26 protein-coding genes are annotated in these 22,588 nt (G+C 39.1%); 6 read left to right on the top strand and 20 right to left on the bottom strand.

Features of this window, described 5'->3' with window-relative positions; translation table 11 throughout:
- Positions 1–14: 14 nt before the first annotated feature.
- The 6 genes from dapD to ACNQGS_RS16090 all read right to left on the bottom strand — a co-directional run bounded on the left by dapD (position 15) and on the right by ACNQGS_RS16090 (position 4,283).
- Positions 15–725 (bottom strand): 2,3,4,5-tetrahydropyridine-2,6-dicarboxylate N-acetyltransferase, encoded by a 711-nt coding sequence (gene dapD, locus ACNQGS_RS16115; RefSeq protein ID WP_491488191.1) that lies wholly within the window; start codon positions 723–725, stop codon positions 15–17.
- An 80-nt stretch (positions 726–805) separates the two neighbouring features.
- On the bottom strand, positions 806–1,684 hold the full coding sequence (ccpC, locus tag ACNQGS_RS16110) for a transcriptional regulator CcpC (RefSeq protein ID WP_423801588.1): 879 nt from the start codon (positions 1,682–1,684) through the stop codon (positions 806–808).
- Positions 1,685–1,754: 70 nt separating this feature from the next.
- On the bottom strand, positions 1,755–2,195 hold the full coding sequence (gene cbpB / locus ACNQGS_RS16105; protein WP_491488190.1) for a cyclic-di-AMP-binding protein CbpB: 441 nt from the start codon (positions 2,193–2,195) through the stop codon (positions 1,755–1,757).
- Positions 2,196–2,306: 111 nt separating this feature from the next.
- A complete protein-coding gene (locus tag ACNQGS_RS16100; RefSeq protein WP_213116496.1) occupies positions 2,307–2,543 on the bottom strand; it encodes a YkuJ family protein in 237 nt (78 codons plus the stop codon).
- Between the two features lie 225 nt (positions 2,544–2,768).
- On the bottom strand, positions 2,769–3,005 hold the full coding sequence (locus tag ACNQGS_RS16095; protein WP_213116497.1) for a type II secretion system protein: 237 nt from the start codon (positions 3,003–3,005) through the stop codon (positions 2,769–2,771).
- A 66-nt stretch (positions 3,006–3,071) separates the two neighbouring features.
- Positions 3,072–4,283 (bottom strand): EAL domain-containing protein, encoded by a 1,212-nt coding sequence (locus ACNQGS_RS16090; RefSeq protein ID WP_491488189.1) that lies wholly within the window; start codon positions 4,281–4,283, stop codon positions 3,072–3,074.
- Positions 4,284–4,426: 143 nt separating this feature from the next.
- Here ACNQGS_RS16090 and ACNQGS_RS16085 point away from each other — a divergent pair, with 143 nt between their 5' ends.
- Entirely contained in the window at positions 4,427–5,269 is an 843-nt protein-coding gene (locus ACNQGS_RS16085) for a C39 family peptidase (RefSeq protein WP_491488188.1), read from the top strand.
- 152 nt (positions 5,270–5,421) lie between these two features.
- Positions 5,422–6,288, top strand: a complete 867-nt coding sequence (locus ACNQGS_RS16080) for a metallophosphoesterase (protein WP_491488187.1) — start codon at positions 5,422–5,424, stop codon at positions 6,286–6,288.
- On the opposite strand, the gene ACNQGS_RS16075 is transcribed toward ACNQGS_RS16080, so the two are convergent.
- Positions 6,277–8,379 (bottom strand): sensor domain-containing protein, encoded by a 2,103-nt coding sequence (locus ACNQGS_RS16075; RefSeq protein WP_491488186.1) that lies wholly within the window; start codon positions 8,377–8,379, stop codon positions 6,277–6,279. The genes ACNQGS_RS16080 and ACNQGS_RS16075 overlap by 12 nt on opposite strands.
- A 203-nt stretch (positions 8,380–8,582) precedes the next feature.
- Here ACNQGS_RS16075 and ACNQGS_RS16070 point away from each other — a divergent pair, with 203 nt between their 5' ends.
- Together ACNQGS_RS16070 and ACNQGS_RS16065 are read left to right on the top strand one after the other, a co-directional pair.
- Complete coding sequence (locus ACNQGS_RS16070) at positions 8,583–9,068, top strand: YkyB family protein (protein WP_491488185.1); 486 nt, start codon at positions 8,583–8,585, stop codon at positions 9,066–9,068.
- A 126-nt stretch (positions 9,069–9,194) separates the two neighbouring features.
- Positions 9,195–10,343, top strand: coding sequence for an aminotransferase A (locus tag ACNQGS_RS16065; RefSeq protein ID WP_491488184.1), 1,149 nt, complete (start codon positions 9,195–9,197; stop codon positions 10,341–10,343).
- Positions 10,344–10,379: 36 nt separating this feature from the next.
- On the opposite strand, the gene ACNQGS_RS16060 is transcribed toward ACNQGS_RS16065, so the two are convergent.
- From ACNQGS_RS16060 to ykzS, 11 genes are all read right to left on the bottom strand, one after another.
- The gene (locus ACNQGS_RS16060; RefSeq protein ID WP_491488183.1) at positions 10,380–10,556 is read right to left on the bottom strand and encodes a hypothetical protein; all 177 of its coding nucleotides are present in this window, start codon (positions 10,554–10,556) and stop codon (positions 10,380–10,382) included.
- Positions 10,557–10,637: 81 nt separating this feature from the next.
- Positions 10,638–11,516 (bottom strand): NAD(P)-dependent oxidoreductase, encoded by an 879-nt coding sequence (locus ACNQGS_RS16055; RefSeq protein ID WP_491488182.1) that lies wholly within the window; start codon positions 11,514–11,516, stop codon positions 10,638–10,640.
- Positions 11,517–11,607: 91 nt separating this feature from the next.
- Entirely contained in the window at positions 11,608–12,078 is a 471-nt protein-coding gene (locus ACNQGS_RS16050) for a hypothetical protein (protein ID WP_491488181.1), read from the bottom strand.
- A gap of 108 nt (positions 12,079–12,186) precedes the next feature.
- Positions 12,187–12,822 carry an FMN-dependent NADH-azoreductase gene (locus ACNQGS_RS16045; protein ID WP_491488180.1) on the bottom strand — a complete coding sequence of 212 codons (636 nt, stop codon included), beginning with the start codon at positions 12,820–12,822 and terminating at the stop codon, positions 12,187–12,189.
- A gap of 190 nt (positions 12,823–13,012) precedes the next feature.
- Positions 13,013–13,159 (bottom strand): hypothetical protein, encoded by a 147-nt coding sequence (locus ACNQGS_RS16040; protein ID WP_491488179.1) that lies wholly within the window; start codon positions 13,157–13,159, stop codon positions 13,013–13,015.
- 227 nt (positions 13,160–13,386) lie between these two features.
- On the bottom strand, positions 13,387–15,099 hold the full coding sequence (gene ptsP, locus ACNQGS_RS16035; protein ID WP_491488178.1) for a phosphoenolpyruvate--protein phosphotransferase: 1,713 nt from the start codon (positions 15,097–15,099) through the stop codon (positions 13,387–13,389).
- On the bottom strand, positions 15,099–15,365 hold the full coding sequence (locus tag ACNQGS_RS16030) for a phosphocarrier protein HPr (protein ID WP_213116509.1): 267 nt from the start codon (positions 15,363–15,365) through the stop codon (positions 15,099–15,101). The genes ptsP and ACNQGS_RS16030 overlap by 1 nt, the downstream gene beginning before the upstream one ends.
- Before the next feature lie 311 nt (positions 15,366–15,676).
- A complete protein-coding gene (locus ACNQGS_RS16025; protein WP_491488177.1) occupies positions 15,677–17,368 on the bottom strand; it encodes a glycerol-3-phosphate dehydrogenase/oxidase in 1,692 nt (563 codons plus the stop codon).
- Positions 17,369–17,545: 177 nt separating this feature from the next.
- Positions 17,546–19,036: a glycerol kinase GlpK gene (gene glpK, locus ACNQGS_RS16020; RefSeq protein ID WP_491488176.1), complete on the bottom strand. Its 1,491-nt coding sequence runs from the start codon at positions 19,034–19,036 to the stop codon at positions 17,546–17,548.
- A 129-nt stretch (positions 19,037–19,165) separates the two neighbouring features.
- Entirely contained in the window at positions 19,166–19,720 is a 555-nt protein-coding gene (locus tag ACNQGS_RS16015; protein ID WP_491488175.1) for a glycerol-3-phosphate responsive antiterminator, read from the bottom strand.
- Between the two features lie 66 nt (positions 19,721–19,786).
- A complete protein-coding gene (gene ykzS, locus ACNQGS_RS16010; protein ID WP_213140920.1) occupies positions 19,787–19,981 on the bottom strand; it encodes a protein YkzS in 195 nt (64 codons plus the stop codon).
- 234 nt (positions 19,982–20,215) lie between these two features.
- Between ykzS and ACNQGS_RS16005 the strand changes: the two genes are divergently transcribed.
- The gene (locus tag ACNQGS_RS16005) at positions 20,216–20,404 is read left to right on the top strand and encodes a YkvS family protein (RefSeq protein WP_423801568.1); all 189 of its coding nucleotides are present in this window, start codon (positions 20,216–20,218) and stop codon (positions 20,402–20,404) included.
- 58 nt (positions 20,405–20,462) lie between these two features.
- Here the strand turns inward: ACNQGS_RS16005 and ACNQGS_RS16000 are convergent, their stop codons facing one another.
- On the bottom strand, positions 20,463–20,582 hold the full coding sequence (locus tag ACNQGS_RS16000; RefSeq protein ID WP_241113792.1) for a DUF6254 family protein: 120 nt from the start codon (positions 20,580–20,582) through the stop codon (positions 20,463–20,465).
- A gap of 124 nt (positions 20,583–20,706) precedes the next feature.
- Here ACNQGS_RS16000 and ACNQGS_RS15995 point away from each other — a divergent pair, with 124 nt between their 5' ends.
- Positions 20,707–21,321, top strand: coding sequence for a CPBP family intramembrane glutamic endopeptidase (locus tag ACNQGS_RS15995; RefSeq protein ID WP_491488173.1), 615 nt, complete (start codon positions 20,707–20,709; stop codon positions 21,319–21,321).
- 26 nt (positions 21,322–21,347) lie between these two features.
- Here the strand turns inward: ACNQGS_RS15995 and ACNQGS_RS15990 are convergent, their stop codons facing one another.
- Positions 21,348–22,397 (bottom strand): YkvI family membrane protein, encoded by a 1,050-nt coding sequence (locus ACNQGS_RS15990; RefSeq protein ID WP_491488172.1) that lies wholly within the window; start codon positions 22,395–22,397, stop codon positions 21,348–21,350.
- Between the last annotated feature and the right edge of the window lie 191 nt (positions 22,398–22,588).

The following is a 22,588-nucleotide window of genomic DNA, read 5'->3' as shown; positions in this document are numbered from 1 at the left end:
CTTTTTTGTCTTAATTATAATTGACGAAGTGCGTCTAAAATCTCTGTTTTGGATCTTGTTTGCTCGTCAATATCTTTAATTTTTCTTGCTGGCGTTCCTGCAACCACTGTATATGGAGGAACGTCTTGGGTAACGATTGCTCCTGCAGCGACAACCGAGCCTTTTCCAACTGTTACTCCTTCAAGAACTACGGCGTTGGCGCCAATTAAAACATCATCTTCAATAATAACAGGTTTTGCTGATGGCGGCTCAACCACTCCAGCCAATACCGCACCTGCACCAATATGACACTTCTTACCAACTGTAGCCCTGCCGCCAAGAACTGCGTTCATGTCAATCATCGTTCCTTCACCAATTACAGACCCAATATTGATGACGGCCCCCATCATGATAATCGCATTATCGCCAATCTCTACTTGGTCACGAATAAAAGCACCTGGTTCAATCCGGGCATTAATATGCTTCATATCCAATAAAGGAATGGCTGAATTACGGCGGTCGTTTTCAACAACAAAATCTTCAATTTTTGCCTGATTTGCCTCAAGAGCAGCGCTGATTTCAGACCATTCACCGAAGACAACCCCGGTATTACCATTAATGAATGCTTTTGCATTTGCACCAAAGTCAATACCTTCAAGCTCTCCTTTTACATAAACCTTTACTGGTGTTGATTTTTTGCTATTTTGGATAAAGGATATAATTTCATGCGCATCCATCATTTTCATCTTCTAAATCCCCCTATACTTGTACTAAAAAATACTTTAGCAAACAAAAGCGCTGAAAACAAGAAAAACATATGCTTTATTTAAGATTCCGAAACATATTCTTTAATCAACTCTACAAATGCTTGTACTTGTTTTAATTGAAAAGCCGACTCATATCCAAGAAGCCACGTATCACGGCTTAAAGGTTCATTTTTTTCATTCACAAGGGGAATTTTGCAAATATCTCTTTCTGCCTTCGTTAAGGTAATTCCAGGCAGGATCGCATAGCCAATTCCATTAAAGGCCATTTGTTTACAGGTTTCAATTTGGTCAACGACAACGGTCCTTTTCGGCGTGGTTTTAAAGTTCCGCATCCACCAATCCTGTATCTCTTGGTAATAATTAGAGTCACTCTTAAATTGGATAAACGGACGGTCTGTATCAAGGACTTGATCTGGATTGGTGATTTCTCTATCCACCAAATATAGCGGATCATGAAACAGGTGTACCTTAACCCCTTTCCAATCAGGTGTACCGCGAATAATGCCAACATGGACCTGGTCATCATACAAACAGTTTAAAATCTCACTGCTCCAGCCTGTCACTAATGAAAGCTTCACTTGGGGATATTTATCGATAAATTTCTTCAGAACTTGCGGCAGCCAATTTTGCCCGACAATGGAGGCTACAGCAATTTTTAAAGTACCCGATACGCCCTCTTGCAGGGAGTAAATTGTTTCCCGCACCTTTTCCTCTTTTTTCAGGACCTCGTTTACAAAAGCTATCACATGTTCTCCGGCAGGGGTCAGCGCTAATCCTTTTTGTGAGCGAATAAAAAGCTTAGTCCCCCAATCCTTCTCGATGGTTTGCAGACGCTGTGAGAGGGCCGGCTGGGAAACAAACAGCCGTTCCGAGGCTTTGCGCATATTCATCTCCTGTGCCAAAACAGACAGTAATTGAAATTCCGACAATGATGACACTGTTTTCTCCCCTCCTCTTTTACCTGCAAAAAATAGCCCCCAAAAAGGGGGCCCTGCTTTTCTTAAGTTATCAATTATTGCGCTTAATAAACAAATTTAATTGATTTAATACCGTACTTCTTGGCAAAATCCCCTCAAAAAACCCATCTTCTGTCTCAACACAAAGAAATGGGTGGGTAACGAGCAAATCTAAACATTTGTTAAATGGGGTGGATATTGTAACTCTAGGCATAGATTTTTTCATAACTTCTTCTACCCGTCTTTGTTCAAGCTTTTCAAATTCAATTCTTTCAAGACCTAAAATGGAATCCATTATAATGGGTGTACTAATTAAACCATGAAGCTTGTAGGATGGATCCAAAACAGGAATAGCCGTGTAGCCGCTTTTGGTTAACACCAATAAAGCATGTTCCACACTATTTCCGATTTGTACATGTGCGACCCGCTCAGACGGGATAATCAAGTCTTTTATCATTAATTCTAGAAATTCCCCGCTGGGAAGATTAATCATCACCGAAAACTCCTCATGTTTGTTTTTCTACAGACCTATTCTATCATAGTTTTCGGACCTCATGCTAAAAATTGCGATTGCCTTGATAAAAAAAAGGAACCATACAGGCTCCTATTGAATCAAGTCAAAAATTTCGATTGTAATCATATCAATATTATCGAATTGATATCGCTTTGGCTTTTCTTTCTCAAAATAAACCTCTAACTCAAATGTTTCTGTTTTCGGATGGAAAGTGACTTGACATTTCCTTTCTCCATTAACCTCAAAATAACGCTGCGCCGGCTCTCCGCTAGCGGATTGTTCCTGAAGGTTTTTTAATCTTGTTAATATACCTTGAAGCTGTGACATGTGCTTATCTCCTTTCAAACACAAACAAGAATTCTATAAATTAGGTTTTGCATTTGACATGTTTCTATCCTAATGAATTATTTTCATCAATAAAAAAATCATCTTTTAAACATGCCAATATTAAAAGAATAAAATAACGTCATCTATTTGTCCAAATAAAAATGAAAAAATTGGCTAAAAAATTTTCAAAACGTAAAAAGAAGGCCCTCATTGACTGAGACCTTCTCAAAAAAATCTGATGGCTATAAAAAGTATGATAAATAAAGTCAGTGCAAAAAAGATGCCGTAGGATAAAAAAATTGGGTTTTTGACATATACATTTTTTTGAATTCCTTTGTCTAACTGGGTATCAAATTCACCCTCCACAGCTTTTTGCTGCCTGCCAAGGGCAAGTGTATAAATGAGGGAGACAGCCAAAATACCAACAATAAGAATGGCAACCGTCATTTCAAAAAGAGTCATTGAGCATTTCTCTCCTTTAAAGATAAACTATATCTTTAAATTGCCACTCCGTGACACATTCTATTCTTACAGCAATTGATCGTGTTCAAATAAATATTGGTAGGAAATATCGATAAATAAATATTCACTTCCAGTGATTGGAAACGAAAAGGTTCGAATCGGCTCGCCGGTTTCAATATCACTATATAGGTCCGACAATATACCTTTTCTTTCATTCCGCATTTTGATGATGTTCTCTAGAAAATACGGTCTCCAGCTCCAGTTTTTATTGATATATTCAGTCTGGATGCTCCAGCCTCCGTCTTTCTTAAAAAGATTGGCCGACTTTTGAAAGCCGTCTTCATCACAAATATATAACCGAAAAACGATGTGATCCATTTCTTTTCCCAGGACATGCAGGAGCTCTTCAAAACCAGACTTCCGGTTTTTCGTTACAATTTCCTGAACCTTTGCTTGAAAATATTCAGCAGTTGTATAAACAGCTTCCAATTTTCTTTTTTCATATACAATAAAATCATGGAATTTTTCCTTTAAACGGGGTTTTAAGAAATCCCGGCTGATAAATTCCGCGGCTGGAGGGTGCAAATAATAACCCTGATAATAACGGCCACCATTTTTCCAAGCAAACTGCAGCTGGTAGCTCATCTCAATATTTTCAAACAAGAGCGTTGCTCCAATTTTTCTAGCAAGGACCGACACGGAAAATAAAACATCATTGAAATTGGTACCAATTGAGGTTGATTTTAAAGCTTCTAAATTAATTTTTAAAATGTCCGGTTCAAGTTCCCCGATTCGTTCAAAAAAACGGTTTTCACTGCCAAGATTTGCAATGGCAATTTTAATTCCATAGGTACGATAATATTGCAAAAGATTATCAAATTGGTCTAAATCTCCTGAGTATTTGTGATCAGAAATTTCAAGAACAATTCGACTTAACCTAAAACCCTTGCTTTCGAATTCCAAAAGCTCCTGAAGAAATGGTTCTCCATGTCCATACATAAGCAGCTCAGCATTCCGGTTCAAGAATATGCTGACATCTTCATCCAGCTCCTCTGCCTTTTCCAGCGCTTTTCGAACTAAAAGCAAATCAACTTCGAATTTATATTCTTCAGGAATTTGTTCATCACAAAAAAACGGACCTAAGCTTATAACATTTTCTGCTGATTTATATCTTCCTAATACTTCATAGGCGATTACACGCTGTTCATCGGCACTAAAAATCGGCTGGAAATAAGGAAAAACATCATTTAGATTTGAGAGTATTTCCAGTGCATCCATCCAAAGTACCTCCAAAAAATTGTTAATTTCATTATACCATACGCACAGGTATTACCGTCTGTTCTTTGCCAAAAGGATACCATTATAACGCTAAAGAAACAATCAAACAATAATCTTAGCTCTTCAAAAGAGGAGGTAAGGATGTGAAAAAGCTAAGTCTGTTCGCTTTAATCCTTCCATTGCTTGGATGCAGCCATGTTGATGAAAATTACGAAGTGAGTTCTAAGCAAAACAATATTAAGCAAGAGCCTCCGATCATTGAGGATGAAAAACCCAAGAACGTTGCTTCTACAAAAGAAGATAATCGCTCCTATAATTTAAATGACCTAAACAGTCAGATCATAAATATAAGCCAAGAAGAGGAAACAGCAAAGCCCTTTGTAAAGAAGGACTCCACTTTATTGGATGTTATCATAATCAGGCAAACTCCTGAGCTTAGAAACGGATGTGAAGTGACCAGCCTTGCAATGATGCTAAACTACGCCGGGATTCAAACAAACAAAATGGAGTTGTACCGGCTGATAAAAAAAGACCCCGATCCGCTCATAAAATCACCAAAAGGTGATTTCTTGCACTGGGGGAATCCCGATCACGGATTTGTTGGTGATATGACCGGCAAACAACCGGGGTATGCTGCTTTTGAGCAGCCAATGATTGATTTAATAAATCAAAAGCTGACGGGGAGAGCCGTTAATTTGACCAAGAAGCCATTCGAAAAAATATTGGAACATGTTTCAAGTGGGTTTCCTGTCGTGATCTGGACAACTGGTGATTACCGGCTCCCAGATCGGTGGGAAGCATGGAATCATGGAAAAGAACCTATAAAAACACCGCTTGATTTACACGTCGTCTTGCTCGTCGGCTATGACGAGGGTCATGTATATCTGAACGATCCACTTTCAGGAAAAAAACAAGTCAAAGTAAACAAAGATCAATTTATCGCTTCATGGAATGCCTTAGAAAATCGTGCAGTCAGCTACAAATAAACGACAAAGAGCAGCCAACAGGCTGCTTTTTATTGGTATCTTTTATGATTTTTCAGAATAAACACTAACATGAGCCTTTATTCTTGCAATAAGCTTTATTTTTTCTGAAAATACATAAGGGACTCTAATAAAAAAATAGGCTGGTAATAAAAATGTTTCAAAATTTAACTCGGAGGACGTTTATTAAAAGAACATTTGGTTCCCTGCTAACAGTCCTTGGAATGGGGGCAGGGGGATATTATTATGCAAATCGAATTGAACCATCTCTTCTTGAAATTAAACAATTGGAAATCATCCATGAACGAATTCCCAGCAGCTTTAATGGAAAAAAAATAGTCCAATTCAGCGACACCCATCTTGGTTTTCAATATACCTTGGATAAGTTTACAGGTTTAGTTGATACCATCAACGACCTCCAGCCGGACATTATTGTTTTTACGGGCGATTTAATGGACGAGCCAAATAAATATTTGGAAACGAATCAGCTCGCACCAATTCTAAAGAAATTGCATGCGCCATTAGGAAAGTATTGTATATATGGGAACCATGATCATGGCGGTTATGGCTCAGAAATATATCGGGAAATTATGAACACAGCGGGTTTTACTATCCTGTTAAATTCGGCAGTTTCAGTTACCTTAGCGGATAACAGTTTTATCAGCCTACTCGGGATTGATGATCGCATGTTAGGCAGACCTGATATAACGACAGCGATAAAAAATGTGCCAGTTAATTGTTTTAAAATATTATTATCACACGCACCAGATATGGCCGATACGGCAAGTTCATACCCGATCGACTGGCAGCTAAGCGGACACAGTCACGGCGGTCAAGTTAAACTTCCGTTTATCGGCGCTCTTGTTATTCCGCCTTTTGCGAAGATTTATCAGGAAGGTCATTACATTGTCCGCGGTGGCCATGAGCTAAATCTTTATGTAAATAGGGGAATCGGCACGACACGCCTGCCTTTCCGATTTATGGCTAAGCCAGAGCTTACAGTGTTTACTTTAAAAAATTAAAAAACGCTCTTCCAGCAAGGTTGGCGGGATAGGCTCTGAATAATAAAAGCCTTGAATTTTGTGGCAACCCGCCTGAATCAAAAATTCAGCCTGTTCTTTCCTCTCCACGCCCTCGGCAATCACTTCAAGGCCAAGGCTCCTGCCAAGGTGGATAATGGTCGATGTGATTGCCGCATCCTTATCATCGTCTAATATTTCCTTGATGAACGATTGGTCGATTTTCAGACAATCAAGCGGGAACCTTTTCAAATAGTTTAACGATGAATACTCTGTTCCAAAATCATCAACTGAAATTAATAGCCCCAATTCTTTTAGCTTTCTTAGTAGGGGGATTGTTTCCTTCATGTCCCGCATGATGCCTTCAGTAATTTCAATTTCTAATGACGTAGGCTGAATTGAATATTTATTAATCATCGATTGAATAAAAGAAACCAAATTAGGCTGTTGAAATTGTTTCGGTGAAATATTTATGGCAATCCGTATGCCCATGATCCCTTTATCATTCCAGTTTCTAATCTGTTTACAGGCATTTTCTATTACCCAATTCCCTATGGAAACAATAAGGCCTGTATCTTCAGCGATTGGAATAAAAACCCCTGGGGAAATCCAGCCGAATTCTGTATTCTTCCAGCGCAGAAGCGCCTCAAAAGATGCAGCTTTCCCGGTCCGGACATCTATTTGGGGCTGATAATACAATATAAGCTCGCCCCTATCTATCGCTCTTCTTAGATGAGTTTCCAAAGTTACAATATTGGTAAATAACGAATTCATATCTGATCGATAAAATTGGTAATGGGCCCGGCCTCTCTCCTTAACGCGAAAAAGCGCCTCATCTGCATTCTTAATTAACATTTCTGCATCCTTCCCATCATTCGGGTACATGCTGATTCCAATGCTTGGAGAGATAAAATACTCATGGGAATTAAAATAAAAGGATCGAGAAAAAGAAGTAAGCAGCTTTCCTACAAAAAAATTAGCCCCGGAGCGATTTGTGTTAAGCAATAGAATAGTAAACTCATCCCCGCCAACCCGGTAAATAAAACAGCATTCATTCTGGAATTGTAATAACCGGTTGGAAACCTGCTTTAAAATTTCATCACCAGCCAAATGTCCAAGCGTATCGTTCAAATATTTAAATCTATCCAAGTCAATTGAGATTAGGGCGAACTCTTCTGCCGGATGATGGTCAGCCGGGATACGTTCATTTAAATGTTCCAGCAGGGCCCGGCGGTTATATAATCCTGTCAATTGATCATGAAATGCCATGAATTTTATCATTTCCATGTTTTTTGCCTGCTCTGACAAATCCCTTAAAATTATGTAGACTCCGTTTATTTCCCCGTATACGACAATTGGTACTGTTTTTATATGTACAATGAGCCGTTTCCCTTTTTTGTTCAAAATTTTACAATCCAGTGACTCAAGAGAAAAACCGGAACACGTCTCTTCGATAAGTCCTTTAAACTTTTCCAAATCATGGTCATCAATTAAATCATAAATCGACCGATTTGACAGATGCCTTTCCAATGACCCCGTCAAAACAGCAGCCGCCGGGTTTGCTTCGATTATTTTTCCTTCCGGGCTAATGATAATAATTGCATCCAAGTTATGGTCAACTATAGACCTATAACGCTGCTCACTTTCGGCGATTCTTTTTCTCTCAAGGGACCATTCGGTAATATCCCTTGTAACTGCAACAATATAACGGATGGCGTTATCCTCATCATAGATTGGAGTTAAGATGGATTCCCCGTAAACCTCTTTCCCGTTATCTCCATAAAATACATCGTCAAAAGTAATGATTTCCCTTTTTTTCAATAGTTTCTCATACATTCGCTGAAGCGATTTGGCAAAAGCCTCTGGCAGAACATCCTGAAAAGACCTCCCTATCGCCTCCACATTTAAGTTTGCCTTTCTCATTCCCGCCTCATTGATAAACAGGTATCGAAAGCTTGGGCCTTCTTCCACTTTGACAACAAATACCATATCCTGTATATATTGAAAAATAATATCGAAGATGATTTCCTGTATTTTAGGCCCGGCTTTCCTGGATTCAATTTCACTTATAAAAAACTGATTGAATTGGGTCATTTCATCATCCTCACGAACAAAATAAAATTTTTTCCTTAGCCTATACCATATTTCTAAATTTATTTTACAACGAAATAATTTGATTGGAAGTAATTTATAGAAAATAATGACTATTCTACGAAAGTTTTTCCTCTTTTACTTATTGTATTTCTATTTTCCTAAAAAAAACGGTATAATAAAATTGTCTAAAAAAGAAAGGAGATATGATTTTGAATCCCGACCAGAAATCCCCCCATAAAAAAGCAAACCTAACCATCGAAAACCTCTCACAAGCTGTCTTTATCGTGAACCGGCATGCAAAGACAGCGCCAAATCCCAAGTTTTTGTATAAACTCAAACAAGAATCATTAAAGAAATTGATTGAAGAAGGAAAAGCAAAAAAAGTCGGACTTCACTTTTCCGAACATCCCAGAAATAGTCAGCAGCAATCCGATGTTTTAGTAGAATGCGGAAATTACCTATTTCACATTCCGCCTACTAAGAGTGACTTTATGGATCTTCCTCACTTAGGAAAATTGGACGGACATATCCGAAATCCAAAGGCAGTACTATCCCTTACTGCAGCAAAAGCCCTGCTGCAGGCCTATACAGGCATAACTGAGTTAGATCCTCCACCAGGCAGCCCGAGAAAAAGGCCTCGGACCTATCAAAAACCGATCTTTAAAAAATTGGGTGAAAGATATTCATAGTGGTTTAAAAGCCGGACTTTTCCGGCCTTTTTCATTTGTTCTAAATAGTAGAAACACCTCTTGTAAATATTCTATAATTAAGCAAAATAACTTTTATTGATTTTATCTCGGGAAGGACGGACAATTTTGGAGCATTTACTTAATGAACGTGTAAAAAACATTGAAATTTCAGGGATTCGAAGGTTTTCCAATATGGTTTCCCATATTGAGGACGTGATTTCCTTAACAATCGGGCAGCCTGATTTTCCTACCCCGGAGCATGTAAAAAAGGCGGGTATCGAAGCAATTACTGATAATTTTACCTCTTATACACATAATGCCGGCACAATAGAATTAAGAAAGGCTGCTTGTGAATTTGTAAAGAAGAAGTATCATTTGGACTATCAGCCGGAATCGGAAGTAATCGTCACAATGGGAGCTAGTGAAGCAATTGATATTGCTTTAAGGACCATCTTAACGGAAGGCACCGAGGTTATTTTACCCGGACCAATATATCCAGGTTACGAACCGGTGATTCGAATGATGGGGGCACAGCCGGTCTATAGCGATATTCGCGAAAATCAGTTTCGCTTCACGCTGGATATGATAAAACCATACATAACAGAAAAGACTCGCTGCATCGTCCTCCCTTATCCATCAAATCCTACCGGAGTAAGTCTAAACGAAGGAGAGCTACGGGAAATAGCGGATTATTTAAGGGATAAGGATATTTTCGTTCTTGCCGACGAAATATACAGCGAGCTTTCCTATAACCAGACGCACTATTCAATCGCAAGCTTTCTTAAAGAACAAACAATCGTCATTAACGGATTATCCAAGTCCCATTCAATGACGGGCTGGCGAATCGGCTTTTTGTTTGCTCCCGAAAGTATTGCTAAGCATATCTTAAAGGTTCATCAATATAATGTTTCCTGTGCAAATTCCATTGCTCAAAAAGCTGCATATGAGGCGCTTACAGCAGGGATTGATGATGCCCTTTCCATGAAAAAGGAATATGAAAAGCGTCGTGATTATGTCTATCAGCGCCTTGAGACAATGGGTTTTGAAGTGGTCAAGCCAGACGGGGCCTTTTACTTCTTTATAAAAATTCCAAGCACGATTGCTTTGAATAGCTTTGATTTTGCGGTTAAACTTGTGAATGACGCTAAGGTAGCAGTAGTACCCGGCAGTGCTTTTTCTGAATATGGAGAAGGATATTTCCGTTTATCCTTTGCCTGCTCAATGGGCACGCTTGAAGAAGGACTAAATCGAATCGAACAGTACCTAAAAAAGTAAAAGAGGCCAATCAGCCTCTTTTACTTTTTTAGGGATTCAACCCTGATATTTTCCGTTATTTTTCGCAGCTTTTACCTTTTTTGCCTTATCATGATGAATTTTATTCGTATCGGCAGAGCCCATTTCGTGGGCAAATTCTTCATTTAATACTGCAGAATCAAAACCTTTTTTGTTTTTTTGCTGCGGGTCGTTTTTCTTTGTTCGCTTTGCCATAAACATTCCTCCTATTTTAGTTTCTAGAATAGTTTCATGTAGGCAGGAGGTATTTATGCCTGGCAGTTTGTGGCCGGTCCGCTACTTTTTCCAGTACTTATATAAAGCTTGAGTACCGCTGTTTTCTTCACCCAGCGAAGCCAGTTTATCATACATGGATTTTGCCAAAGCCAATCCTGGCACTTCCATTTCCATACGTTCAGCCTCATCCAAGGCTATTTTCATATCCTTAATAAAATGCTTTATGTAAAATCCAGGCTCAAAGTCCCCTTTTAACATTCTCGGCGCCAGATTGCTCAATGACCAGCTTCCAGCAGCACCTGCTGTAATACTTTTTAAAACAGTTTCAGGATCAAGTCCTGCCTTTTCTGCATAAATAATGGCTTCACAGACACCTATCATATTAGAAGCAATCGCTATTTGGTTGCACATCTTGGTATGCTGTCCTGCTCCTGCCTGTCCTTGGTAAACAATATTCGTTCCCAACAATTTTAATAGCGGGTGAACGGCTTCAAAGGCATTGTATTCACCGCCAATCATAATGGAGAGCTTTGCATCCCTAGCACCGATATCGCCGCCGGAAACAGGAGCATCAATCGCATGGATATCTCTTTTTTTAGCCTCATTGTATATTTTTTCAGCCAGAGAAGGTGAAGAAGTCGTCATATCAATATAATAGCTGCCCGGAATTCCATTTGGAATCAATCCGTTTTCACCCAAATAAACCTCCTCAACATCGTTTGGGTACCCTACCATCGTAATGACCACGTTTGCCTTTTCAGCAACGGCCCTCGGGGTTTCTGCCCATAAAGCTCCTTTTTCAATTAATCCTGCAGCTTTGTCTTTTGTTCTCGAATAAACCATTACAGGGAATCCGGCAGCGAGCAGATGACCTGCCATACTTTTACCCATCACACCGATTCCAATAAAACCGATGACTGTATTATCTGGTGTTAACAAAAAAATCTCTCCTCTCGTCTATTTGCTTTTATTTTAGCATTTTCCGCCAATATTATCGTAATAAAAAAGACCGAAACTTTTTATCCCGGTCTTAAAGTTCAGACGAAAAATTTGTTAAAAAGGCTCTGCCAAAGACCTTTTTGTTATTGAACACTTCGATAGAGACAGCGTTATTCTGTTCAATCATATTTTGAAGCTCTTGTATATGCAAATCCTTTTGCAGCGGAATCGGGTCCATAAAAATATATTTCTCCCTTTTCCCTTTAACGTCTATATATTCTCCATTAAGAACCTGCTCCTCACCATAGACAATTTCCCGCCTGCCGATGGCAGCTGCCAAGCGGTCATCGTGGATGGTTACTTTCACCTTATATAATTGGTGTCCCTCCAAAATTTCATTGTTTATTCGAAAGCGAAATTGGATTTCGTTATTTTTCGTTAACAGAGCATCCGCATAACGGTTCGCAATTAATTCATTGGAGGTCAATATTCCACATCCGCTTAATAAAAAAGAACCGAAAATGATATAGAGGCCTAAAATAATCTTAAAGAGGTTATTCATTTTGACCACTCCTTTATATCTTCCACCATCGCCAAAATTTTTTGGTGTTAAACATAAAGGAGAAAAATAAAAATAGAGGCAGTAAACAGCCTCTACCACACTTAATTATTAAAATGTATGAGCTAAATCCTGTGCGCGGGCAATCGCTTTTTCCTTGATTTCCTGAGCTTTATCTGGCATTGCATTATGCCCCTCGATAAACAGTCCTTCGAAGGAAGGCACACCGAAGAAACTCATCATCACGCTAATATAACGGTGCCCCATTTCCATTTCTGCTGCAGGACCTGAGGAATAAAAACCGCCTCTAGCTTGGATATGCAAAGCTTTTTTGTCAGTTAACAGACCAATTGGCCCTTGCTCTGTATATTTAAATGTTTTGCCTGCAACCGCAACCGAATCAAGATATGCTTTCATTACTGGAGGAAATGAGAAATTCCATAAAGGGGTAACAAAAACATATTTATCCGCAGCAATAAATTGTTCGCTTAACTCATTCAAGCGGCCAACCTTTGCTTTTTCGTCTGCTGATAACTCGTCAAAGGATTGCCCGGAACGAAGCTTCCCCCATCCACTGAACACATCCACATCAATCTGAGGGATCTGTTCAGTATACAAATCCAGATGAATTACCTCATCATTAGGATTAACTTGTTTGTACGTATCGATAAATTCCTTTCCTACTGCCATACTGTATGATTGTGTCTCATCATGAGGGTGTGCTGTGATATATAAAACCTGTGCCATGTTATCACCTTTCTTGTTGATTTGTTATGTTTAGTGTGAATCAATATCATCTTATTTAACCAAAAAATATATCTCAGATTAAAATGATTTTAATTCAGGAAAACTTTAAAATAAAAACCTGTATGTATCAAATATTCTGCTTTGGATAAAAAAATGGATTTGCCATATTTGACAAATCCACTAGTAATTTTTATTCATCAACTTCCATCGAATAAGGATTTTTACCTATATTCTTTCTCATTTCATCGGTCATTAAAAAAGGTTCCTTCACAACAGCTTCATTTTCAGCTTGGTCAAGATGAAAACTGCCATCGTAATGTACTGGTTTTTGCTCCATAATTAATCCACCCCTACAATGATTTACGCTTAAGATGCCCAACTTTAGTTCGTATTACTTAGGAGACCTGCGAAATTTCATCTTACTATAGTCGTGTTATTCAGGTCTTTATGACTATTATTATAACTGAAAATAATTTGAAAGAACATAATAAATTGAAAATAAAAACAGTAAAAAAAGACTAGCCGATTTTTCAGCTAGTCCTTTTAAAAATATACGTATTTTTATTATTTAATAGCAGCGTTCACTGCCTCTATTACTTGGTCTGTTGTTTGCATGTTTAAGACTTGCTGGGCAAGTCCTTCCATTTCAGACTTCTTAAGATTTTTTATTAAAGAGCGTGCCTTAAGAATAGACGTTGCACTCATCGAGAATTCATCTAGTCCAAGACCGAGCAGAATTGGAATCGCTGTTTCGTCGCCAGCCATTTCTCCGCACATACCTGCCCATTTACCTTCTGCGTGAGCAGCATCGATGACCATTTTTACTAATCGTAAAATTGATGGGCTATATGGCTGGTATAGATAGGAGACACGCTGATTCATGCGGTCGGCTGCCATTGTATATTGAATCAAATCATTAGTACCAATACTGAAGAAATCTACTTCTTTGGCGAATTGATCAGCTAGAACCGCAGTCGATGGAATTTCAACCATGATACCAAGTTCAATTTTTTCAGCAACTTTTTGCCCGCCTGAGATTAATTTTTGCTTTTCCTCTTCAAGAATGGCTTTTGCTGCCCTGAATTCATCTAGAGTGGCAATCATCGGAAACATAATTTTCAAGTTTCCGTATACACTTGCGCGTAATAATGCCTTAAGCTGTGTCCGAAAAATCCCTTGCTCTTCCAGACATAAACGAATCGCTCGGAAGCCTAGGAATGGATTCATCTCTTTCGGTAATTCCAAGTATGGAAGTTCTTTGTCGCCGCCTATGTCCAATGTCCGAACTACAACTGGCTTTCCTTCCATGCCTTCAAGGACTGCCTTATATGCCTCGAACTGTTCTTCCTCTGTTGGCAGCTGGTCTCGGCCCATATAAAGGAATTCAGTCCGATAGAGGCCAACTCCCTCGCCGCCATTTTCTTTGACTCCCTTTAAATCCTTTGGAGTACCGATGTTCGCAGCCAGTTCAACGTGATGCCCGTCAGCGGAAACAGTAGGCTCGTTGACAAGCTTGGCCCATTCAGCTTTTTGCGTTTCGAAGTCTTCATAAACTTTCTTGTACTGCTCCACGAGTTCAGGGGTTGGGTTAATATGTACTTCACCCTTTAGCCCATCAACAATGACCAAATCGCCATTTTGAATTTCTTCGGTAGCTGTCTTAGTTCCAACCACAGCTGGAATTTCCAGTGAGCGCGCCATAATAGCGGAGTGGGATGTCCGTCCTCCAATATTTGTTGTAAACCCTTTTACAAATTGTCGGTTTAATTGTGCTGTGTCCGAAGGTGTCAGATCTTCTGAAACGATAATGACTTCTTCCGCAATCATGCTTGGATTTGGCAGCTGCACGCCTAACAAATGAGCTAGTACACGCTTAGTCACGTCGCGGATATCCGCAGCACGCTCCTTCATGTATTCATTATCCATTTGTTCGAACATCATTACAAACATATCTGCAGTTTCTTTAAGGGCTGCTTCTGCATTTACGTTCTCGGACCCGATCTTATCTTCAATCGGATTATTTAATTCTGGATCACTTAAAACAAGGAGATGCGCTTCAAAAATGGCTGCCTTATCAGGGCCAAGGTCAACCTTTGCTCGGTCGCGAATGATTTCAAGTTCAGACTTCGCTTTTGCCATGGCATCACGAAAACGTGCTACTTCAGATGATGTATCTTCAATTTTTTTCTGTTCAAAAGATAAATCTGGTTCAACCAGGCGGTATGCTTTAGCAATGGCGATACCATTTGATGCAGCAATTCCATTTAAAAAAGTCATTATTCAGCCAATCCTTCTTTTCTCAATGTTTCTTCCAGGCTGTTTAATGCGTCGTTTGCATCGCTGCCTTCTGCTGTAATTTTGATTTCGGCTCCCTTGCCAATGCCGAGGGACATAACGCCCATAATCGACTTTAAGTTAACTGTCTTGCCTTTATGTTCAAGATTGATTTCTGAATCAAATCTGCTAGCTGTTTGGACTAAAAGTGTTGCTGGTCTAGCATGAATTCCTGTATCTGCTGTTACTGTAAATTGTTTTTCTGCCATCTTCAATCAAACTCCTTTTTTTATGTAGATAAATAAAAATTAATGCTCACTTTCATAAAATAGCCAAAATACCTTCTTTAGTCAAATAAGACATTAAAGAAATAAAGTAAAGAATTTAAATTTATTTTCCCCTGAAAGTTATCCAAACATGTAATGATTATTTATCTATCAAGGTTATATAATAATGGTACAAATGGTAGAATAGCATTTTCTTTAAATTCATTCAAATATTTTGTGTTTACGTTCACAAAAACGTCAAAAACATTAAAAACCGTCCAAACGGACGGCTTTTGTTTTTTAATCTTAATTATTTAATTCTCGCTTACTGCTTGGGGAAAATTGATCGGTTCATCGACCGGTATGACCGCGGACACTAAAGCCTCTTCGACCGCTAAAGAGTATTTTGCCTTATCCTTGTCACACCAGCCAAATTTGTCAGACATATAATTTATTACTTGTTTTTTATATTTCCGAACTGTTTGTATATCAAATAATATTGCACCTGTGCGGCGATTTAAGAAGTCGATTGGTGCAGCAATCATTTCATGCTCAATTGCGTAAATTAGTTTTGCAAATAAATCCAAGGGCAGTTGGTATTTTACTGCGTCATCCTTATTCTTTCTTAATAGGTTAAAGACTGTGTCAATATTTGAACCGTACATTCTCGCTAATTTTTCAGCTTCTTTGCTGGACAGCCCTACCTCTATCCCGTGCTGAACTTGTTTTGAAACATAGGAATTAAAATTGGCGGAACCTCCTACGTTCCCTCCTGATATCGGCATGTTTCTTGTTTGGCATGAAGGAAGAGTTCTCCCTTCTTCTAATTGAAATTTATCAACTAGCAAATCAACAACTGTAGCCGCCATTTTCCGATACCCCGTTAATTTGCCGCCGGCAATCGTAATCAAACCAGACTTAGACTCCCAGATTTCATCCTTCCGGGAAATTTCAGAAGGATCCTTTCCTTCCTCATAGATAAGCGGCCGTACACCAGCCCAGCTGGATTCAATATCCTGTTCCGTAATCTTTACGTCTGGAAACATATAATTAATTGCATTAATGATATAGGTCCGGTCTGATTTTGTCATTTGTGGATGTACTGCATCTTCCTTATAAAAAGTATCGGTCGTACCAACATAAGCCTTCCCATCTCTCGGAATTGCGAAAACCATTCGGCCGTCTGGTGTATCAAAATATATTGCTTGCTTTAATGGGAACCGGGATTGGTCGATAACTAGATGAACCCCTTTTGAAAGCTGAAGTGTTTTTCCTTTTTTAGATTTGTCCATTTCACGGATATGATCAACCCAAGGACCGGCAGCATTAACAATTTTTTTTGCCCTGATTTCGTATTTGTCACTAGTTATCTGATCCTCAACAATTACTCCGACAACTTTTCCATTTTCATAAATAAGCTTGGTTACCTTTGTATAGTTGCAGGCAATTGCTCCATTTTCAACTGCGGCCTTCATCACTTCAATGGTCAGTCTAGCATCATCAGTACGATATTCAACATAATAGCCCCCGCCTTTTAAATCATCCTTTTTCACCAGCGGCTCCTTAGCGAGCGTTTGTTCAGCTGATAACATGCTGCGGCGTTCGGATTTTTTCACCCCTGCCAAAAAATCATATACCCTAAGTCCAATCGAAGTGCTGAACGGGCCAAAAGTGCCACCCTTATGCATTGGCAAGAGCATCCATTCAGGTGTTGTCACATGGGGTCCATTTTCATACACAATGGCCCTTTCCTTTCCAACTTCAGCCACCATCTTCACTTCAAATTGTTTTAAATAACGCAGCCCGCCATGGACTAGCTTCGTTGATCTGCTGGAGGTTCCTGCCGCAAAATCCTGCATTTCAACCAAGGCGGTACTCATCCCTCTAGTTGCCGCGTCTAATGCGATTCCGGCACCTGTAATGCCTCCGCCAATTACTAAAATGTCAAATCGTTCACTTTTTAGTTTAGTTGCAATTTCAATACGATTTAAATTTGAAAATTTCATCGTCATTTCCTCCAATGTAATTGCTATATTATATGCAAACTTTTTAAAGGGGAAATAAAAAGAGACCACAAAAGCCATTATCTATTTTTAGATAATGTTTTGTGGTCTCTCCAATTTCTCCAGACAATTTATTAACTTGATCATATCATACCATAATTTTCTTCAAATGGTTATTAATTATTTAAAAACCATCGCTGCTTTTACTGCCTTTTTCCAGCCGGCATACAATCCAGTCCGGATTTCTTCTGACATGGTTGGATTGAATTGATGATCAATAGCCCATTGTTTTGAAATTTCCTCTTGGCTTTTCCAGAAACCAACCGCAAGACCTGCTAAATAGGCTGCTCCAAGTGCGGTCGTTTCATTAATGACTGGTCTTTCAACCGGCACATTGAGGATATCGCTTTGGAAATTCATTAAGAGGTTATTCTTTACAGCACCGCCGTCAACGCGCAAGGTTTTCAGTTCAATACCTGAATCGGCTTCCATCGCAGATAACACATCTTTAGTTTGGTACGCCAGTGATTCAAGTGTCGCCCTAATAAAATGTTCCTTTGTTGTACCGCGTGTCAAGCCAAATACGGCCCCACGCACTTCACTATCCCAGTATGGTGTTCCTAATCCAACAAACGCCGGTACAATATATACACCTTCAGTCGATTCCACCTTTTCGGCATAAACCTCGCTATCCTTTGCATCCTTGAACATCCTCAACCCATCGCGCAGCCATTGGATCGCCGACCCAGCAACAAAGATACTGCCTTCGAGCGCATATTCAACCTTGCCATTCAATCCCCAAGCGATCGTTGTCAGCAGACCATGGTCTGAACGGACAGCCTTTTCCCCAGTATTCATTAACATAAAGCAGCCTGTGCCATACGTGTTTTTGGCCATCCCTTTTTCAAAGCATGCCTGGCCAAACAAGGCTGCCTGCTGATCGCCTGCGACACCGGCTATCGGTATTTCCTTGCCAAAAAAGTGATAATCAATTGTGTTGGCATAAACCTCAGATGATGGGCGAACCTCGGGCAACATGGACTTTGGAACACTTAAAATTTCCAATAGTTCATCATCCCATTTTAGCTCATAGATGTTAAACAGCAGGGTACGCGAAGCATTGGAATAATCCGTCACATGGGCCCGCCTGCCGGACAATTTCCAAATCAGCCAAGTGTCAATTGTCCCGAATAGCAATTTCCCTGCTTCCGCTTTTTCCCGTGCTCCTTCAACATTATCTAAAATCCATTTTACTTTCGTTCCTGAAAAATAGGCATCAATCAGCAAACCTGTTTTATTACGGAAGGTTTCCTGATACCCTTTTTCTTTTAACTCTTCACAAATTTCGCTCGTTTGTCTTGACTGCCAGACGATAGCATTATAAACAGGAACTCCTGTCTCTTTATCCCAGACAACAGTTGTTTCCCGCTGATTGGTAATACCGATTCCGGCAACCTGTTCGGGTTTAACTCCTGATTCCGAGAGGACAGCAGCTATAACAGCAAGAATAGAACCCCATATTTCATTGGGATTGTGCTCTACCCAGCCCGGCTTTGGAAAATGCTGAGAAAACTCCTTCTGGGCGGAATAGACTATTTCGCCACTTTGATTAAAAAGAATTGCACGGGAACTTGTAGTTCCTTGATCTAGCGATAAAATATACTTTTCCATACTTACACCTCACATTCAAAAAAGGAGAACCACAAACTAGCCGCATTAAACGACCAACTGTGTTTCTCCTTATCTCCGTCACAAAATATTAACTTGTTAAATTGAGTATATAAAGTTAGGAAAACGGTGTCAACCTATTTTTTCAAATAGGTTCCAGAGTTCTCTTTTTGAGGTTGTTATTGCAGTGGCGCCTGCATTTAGGGCATTTTCGATCTCATCTGCTGTTCGAATTAGTCCGCCCGCAAAAATCGGGATATTAACGCGTTCTTTCACTTCTTTAATCATCCACGGCATTGCCCCTGGAAGTACTTCAATATAATCCGGCTGGGTTTTTTCGATTAGCTTATAGCTTTTTTCAAGGGCGTGGCTGTCAATTAAAAAAATTCTCTGCACCGCAATGACTCCCTTTTGCTTGGCTTTCTGGATCACACCAGCCTTTGTGGAAATAAGTCCGTACGGCTTGAACTCCTGGCAAATATACTCCGTTGCATATTCATCATTTTTAATGCCATGAATTAAGTCAACATGGTAGATCATTTTTTTCCCTGATTGCTTGGCCATTTGATTAATATTTTTCAGCTGGGCAATATGCATATCTAAAAAAACCCCAATTTCGTACGGACTTTGTAAAAACCACTCAAATTCCTTCATGTTTCCAGAAGCCGGCAAGATTCTTTGTTTCATCGTAATTTAAGTTCACCTACTAGTTTTAAATGTCTATTTTTTTGTTCTTTTCGAGGGTTCGTTCCTTTAACTTCTCGGCTCTTTTAAATATTGGTAGAGAACATCTCCATTCCGCTGAGCAATGCCGCGGAAGTGTTTAAAATCTTTTCTTTTTACCAGCACCTGACGGAAATCCATAAATTCCCCAACGTTAACGTAATATTCGGAAAGCTCTCCGTTCATAAGACGATTTAAGATATCGTTAACTGTTTCTTCCCTCATTTTTCAGCACCTCTTTCCACTTCCTTATTTTAACGTAAAAACCTAATTTAAAGCTAATTTCATCCCTAAATATGAAAACGTTACCATAATCTAATTATATTTCCAGAATTTTTTTACAAAAACATATAAGAAATTAACTAAATTGTAACATTAACACCTTTACGAATTTGGAAAAATAGTGCAAACTGTTATTTAAATAGTTTTTAAGTTTGCTAGATAAAGGAGAGAGGAAATTTGAAAAAAGCAGAGGTAGGAAATATCATCGAATTTCGCGGCGGACTACAAGGGATTGTTGAAAAGGTGAATGAAAATTCTGTAATAGTTGACTTAACATATATGGATAATTATCGTGATTTAGAATTAGATCAGCGTACAGTTGTTAATCATAAAAATTATAAGGTTGTTAAAGAAACCGCTTACTAATTATTTGAAAAGGCAGAATGCACACTGCCTTTTCTTCTTTTTTATACCGGAAAACCGTTTATTTTCCTTGGTCCGTTTCCTTTGAAAGCTCTTTAAACGATTTAACTTTGCCATGAGGATTTTGATCCTGCTTTCTGACCGTCCATTCACGTTCCTTTTGACTTTGTGATTTACTCATTCTCTTCACTCCTTTCTCGATTATTTTTTTCATTTAAAGATATTCTTATCAGCGTAATTGGATAAAATGTATATTGAAATCTTTTCCTTTACATATTGAGTTATGATCTTCGAAGGAGCCTATTATGGAATTAAAACGAACCCTGGATATACGTCTAATTACCGGATTGATTATCGCCCATGCCCTACTCTTTTTTTCTTTTCATGATAAGGCGATATTTTGGTACATTTTTTCCGGTTCCATCCTAATACTAATCGCCTTTTCCACGTTTCAGGGGGACGTGGAAGATGAGGCCTCTTTTATCAAGTATTTATTTTTAGGTGTCATTTCCGGTTTGCTATTATATTTGCTGTTTTGGATTGGCTATCAGCTGTTCGAGATGGCCAATTCAGGCTTTAAAAAAGATGTAAGACGTTTGTACCGATGGTTTGCCCCTTCGTTATTCTGGCACTATTTAGCCTTAATTTTAGTGGCAGCACCTGGCGAAGAAATGTTCTGGAGAGGGTTTGTCCAAAAAAGACTGTTAAAATACCTCAAACCATACGTCGCCATTATTGCTAGCTCTTTATTATATGGGTCAGTCCATATTTATTCGGGGTCCTTTTTACTAATGTTCGCTGCCTTCGTCTCCGGTCTTGTCTGGGGGTTTTTATACTTTTGGAAAAAAAGCATGCCCCTCGTGATTGTTTCTCATATCATTTTTGACATGATGATGTTCATTTTTCTGCCACTAACATAAAAGCAGCTGACCTGAGCAGCTGCTTTTCAATTTCTTTCTGGGGGTGTAAATGGCTTCATCCACAGGAGAATAAAAAAACTCATGCAAATATAGCCGAACAACGGATATAGGTAGGACAAAAGTGTTCCATAATTCACCAAGCTAATTAAGTAAGATACTGTAAAAATAGCCGTTACAGAAACCAGCGTCGGTACAGGCATATATTGCTTTAACTGCCGGTCGAGACCAAACACATTCCCAATAACTGAAGTGAAAATCTCTCCATAAATGATAAGAACAAAAATCCAATAGAAAAACGGGGCTAAATTTCTCATAATAACGGCCATCGGAATTTCATATAATTCCAGGTTTGGGAGCATGATTAATGTAAAGTGGCTGGCAATTAATATTACCGTCAAAGCCACACCACCAAGAATTCCCCCCCATTTGATCGTCCAATCGTCCTTCACTTCTGATGCAATCGGCACTAGTACCGCTTGAGCAAGTCCAAGATTCAAGGCAGCATACGAAAATGGTGCAATAACGCTTTTCCACCCATCAGAAGCATGAGGAATATACAAAAACTGCTCTAAAAAGTTTGGCATTTGCAAAGACAATAGCATTAAAATCAGACTAAACCCAATCATTAAGGGAACTACAAAGGTATTGACAGCAAAAAGCCCCTTAGTACCTACAAGCATCACCAAATAGGATAAAAAAATGGTGATAAACACCCCCGCATTTTTGGGCAATCCAAGCTGTTCTTCAAAAACAGCTCCTGCTCCTGCCAGCATAACGGCACTTACCCCAAGCAGCATAAATAGCATAAAAAAATTGATGATGCCTCCAGCCCATTTTCCAAATAAAAAATCATTAAATTCCTGGTACGATTTTGCATTAATTTGCGCAGCGATCCTCATCAGTTTTGAACCAATCACAACGAAAAGATAGCCGCTCATTAATATACTTATAAAGCCAAAGAAACCAAACCGTGAGAAAAATTCCACGATTTCTTTTCCTGTAGCGAATCCTGCTCCAACAACAGTCCCCACATAGACTGCCGCTATTTGAAAAGCTTGATTCCAGCTTTTTTTCACATCATCTCCCCCTTATCACAAATATATGACCAAAGGGACAAACAATGACGAGCTTTTTCTCGTAAGCTTATTTTCCTATCATGGAAAAAATTTCACCAAGCGAAAGACTTGAAAGTCAAAAAAGGTCAGAGTATACTATGGTCATAAGGTCAAATATAGTCAAAGTCAAATTGATAAAAGCTAATAACAAG

This window comes from Neobacillus sp. PVCKKU3, assembly GCF_058323225.1.
The sequence above is the reverse complement of the archived record's forward strand: the minus strand, read 5'-3'. Positions and strand labels throughout refer to the sequence as shown.

Excerpts from the sequence above, each read along its gene's own strand:
- dapD (WP_491488191.1), bottom strand. The coding sequence starts at position 725 with ATGAAAATGATGGATGCGCATGAAATTATATCCTTTATCCAAAATAGC.
- cbpB (WP_491488190.1), bottom strand. The coding sequence starts at position 2,195 with ATGATTAATCTTCCCAGCGGGGAATTTCTAGAATTAATGATAAAAGAC.
- ACNQGS_RS16100 (WP_213116496.1), bottom strand. The coding sequence starts at position 2,543 with ATGTCACAGCTTCAAGGTATATTAACAAGATTAAAAAACCTTCAGGAA.
- ACNQGS_RS16095 (WP_213116497.1), bottom strand. The coding sequence starts at position 3,005 with ATGACTCTTTTTGAAATGACGGTTGCCATTCTTATTGTTGGTATTTTG.
- ACNQGS_RS16090 (WP_491488189.1), bottom strand. The coding sequence starts at position 4,283 with ATGGATGCACTGGAAATACTCTCAAATCTAAATGATGTTTTTCCTTAT.
- ACNQGS_RS16080 (WP_491488187.1), top strand. The coding sequence starts at position 5,422 with ATGTTTCAAAATTTAACTCGGAGGACGTTTATTAAAAGAACATTTGGT.
- ACNQGS_RS16075 (WP_491488186.1), bottom strand. The coding sequence starts at position 8,379 with ATGACCCAATTCAATCAGTTTTTTATAAGTGAAATTGAATCCAGGAAA.
- ACNQGS_RS16070 (WP_491488185.1), top strand. The coding sequence starts at position 8,583 with ATGATTTTGAATCCCGACCAGAAATCCCCCCATAAAAAAGCAAACCTA.
- ACNQGS_RS16060 (WP_491488183.1), bottom strand. The coding sequence starts at position 10,556 with ATGGCAAAGCGAACAAAGAAAAACGACCCGCAGCAAAAAAACAAAAAA.
- ACNQGS_RS16050 (WP_491488181.1), bottom strand. The coding sequence starts at position 12,078 with ATGAATAACCTCTTTAAGATTATTTTAGGCCTCTATATCATTTTCGGT.
- ACNQGS_RS16045 (WP_491488180.1), bottom strand. The coding sequence starts at position 12,822 with ATGGCACAGGTTTTATATATCACAGCACACCCTCATGATGAGACACAA.
- ACNQGS_RS16040 (WP_491488179.1), bottom strand. The coding sequence starts at position 13,159 with ATGGAGCAAAAACCAGTACATTACGATGGCAGTTTTCATCTTGACCAA.
- ptsP (WP_491488178.1), bottom strand. The coding sequence starts at position 15,099 with ATGACTTTTTTAAATGGAATTGCTGCATCAAATGGTATCGCCATTGCT.
- ACNQGS_RS16030 (WP_213116509.1), bottom strand. The coding sequence starts at position 15,365 with ATGGCAGAAAAACAATTTACAGTAACAGCAGATACAGGAATTCATGCT.
- ACNQGS_RS16025 (WP_491488177.1), bottom strand. The coding sequence starts at position 17,368 with ATGAAATTTTCAAATTTAAATCGTATTGAAATTGCAACTAAACTAAAA.
- glpK (WP_491488176.1), bottom strand. The coding sequence starts at position 19,036 with ATGGAAAAGTATATTTTATCGCTAGATCAAGGAACTACAAGTTCCCGT.
- ACNQGS_RS16015 (WP_491488175.1), bottom strand. The coding sequence starts at position 19,720 with ATGAAACAAAGAATCTTGCCGGCTTCTGGAAACATGAAGGAATTTGAG.
- ykzS (WP_213140920.1), bottom strand. The coding sequence starts at position 19,981 with ATGAGGGAAGAAACAGTTAACGATATCTTAAATCGTCTTATGAACGGA.
- ACNQGS_RS16000 (WP_241113792.1), bottom strand. The coding sequence starts at position 20,582 with ATGAGTAAATCACAAAGTCAAAAGGAACGTGAATGGACGGTCAGAAAG.
- ACNQGS_RS15995 (WP_491488173.1), top strand. The coding sequence starts at position 20,707 with ATGGAATTAAAACGAACCCTGGATATACGTCTAATTACCGGATTGATT.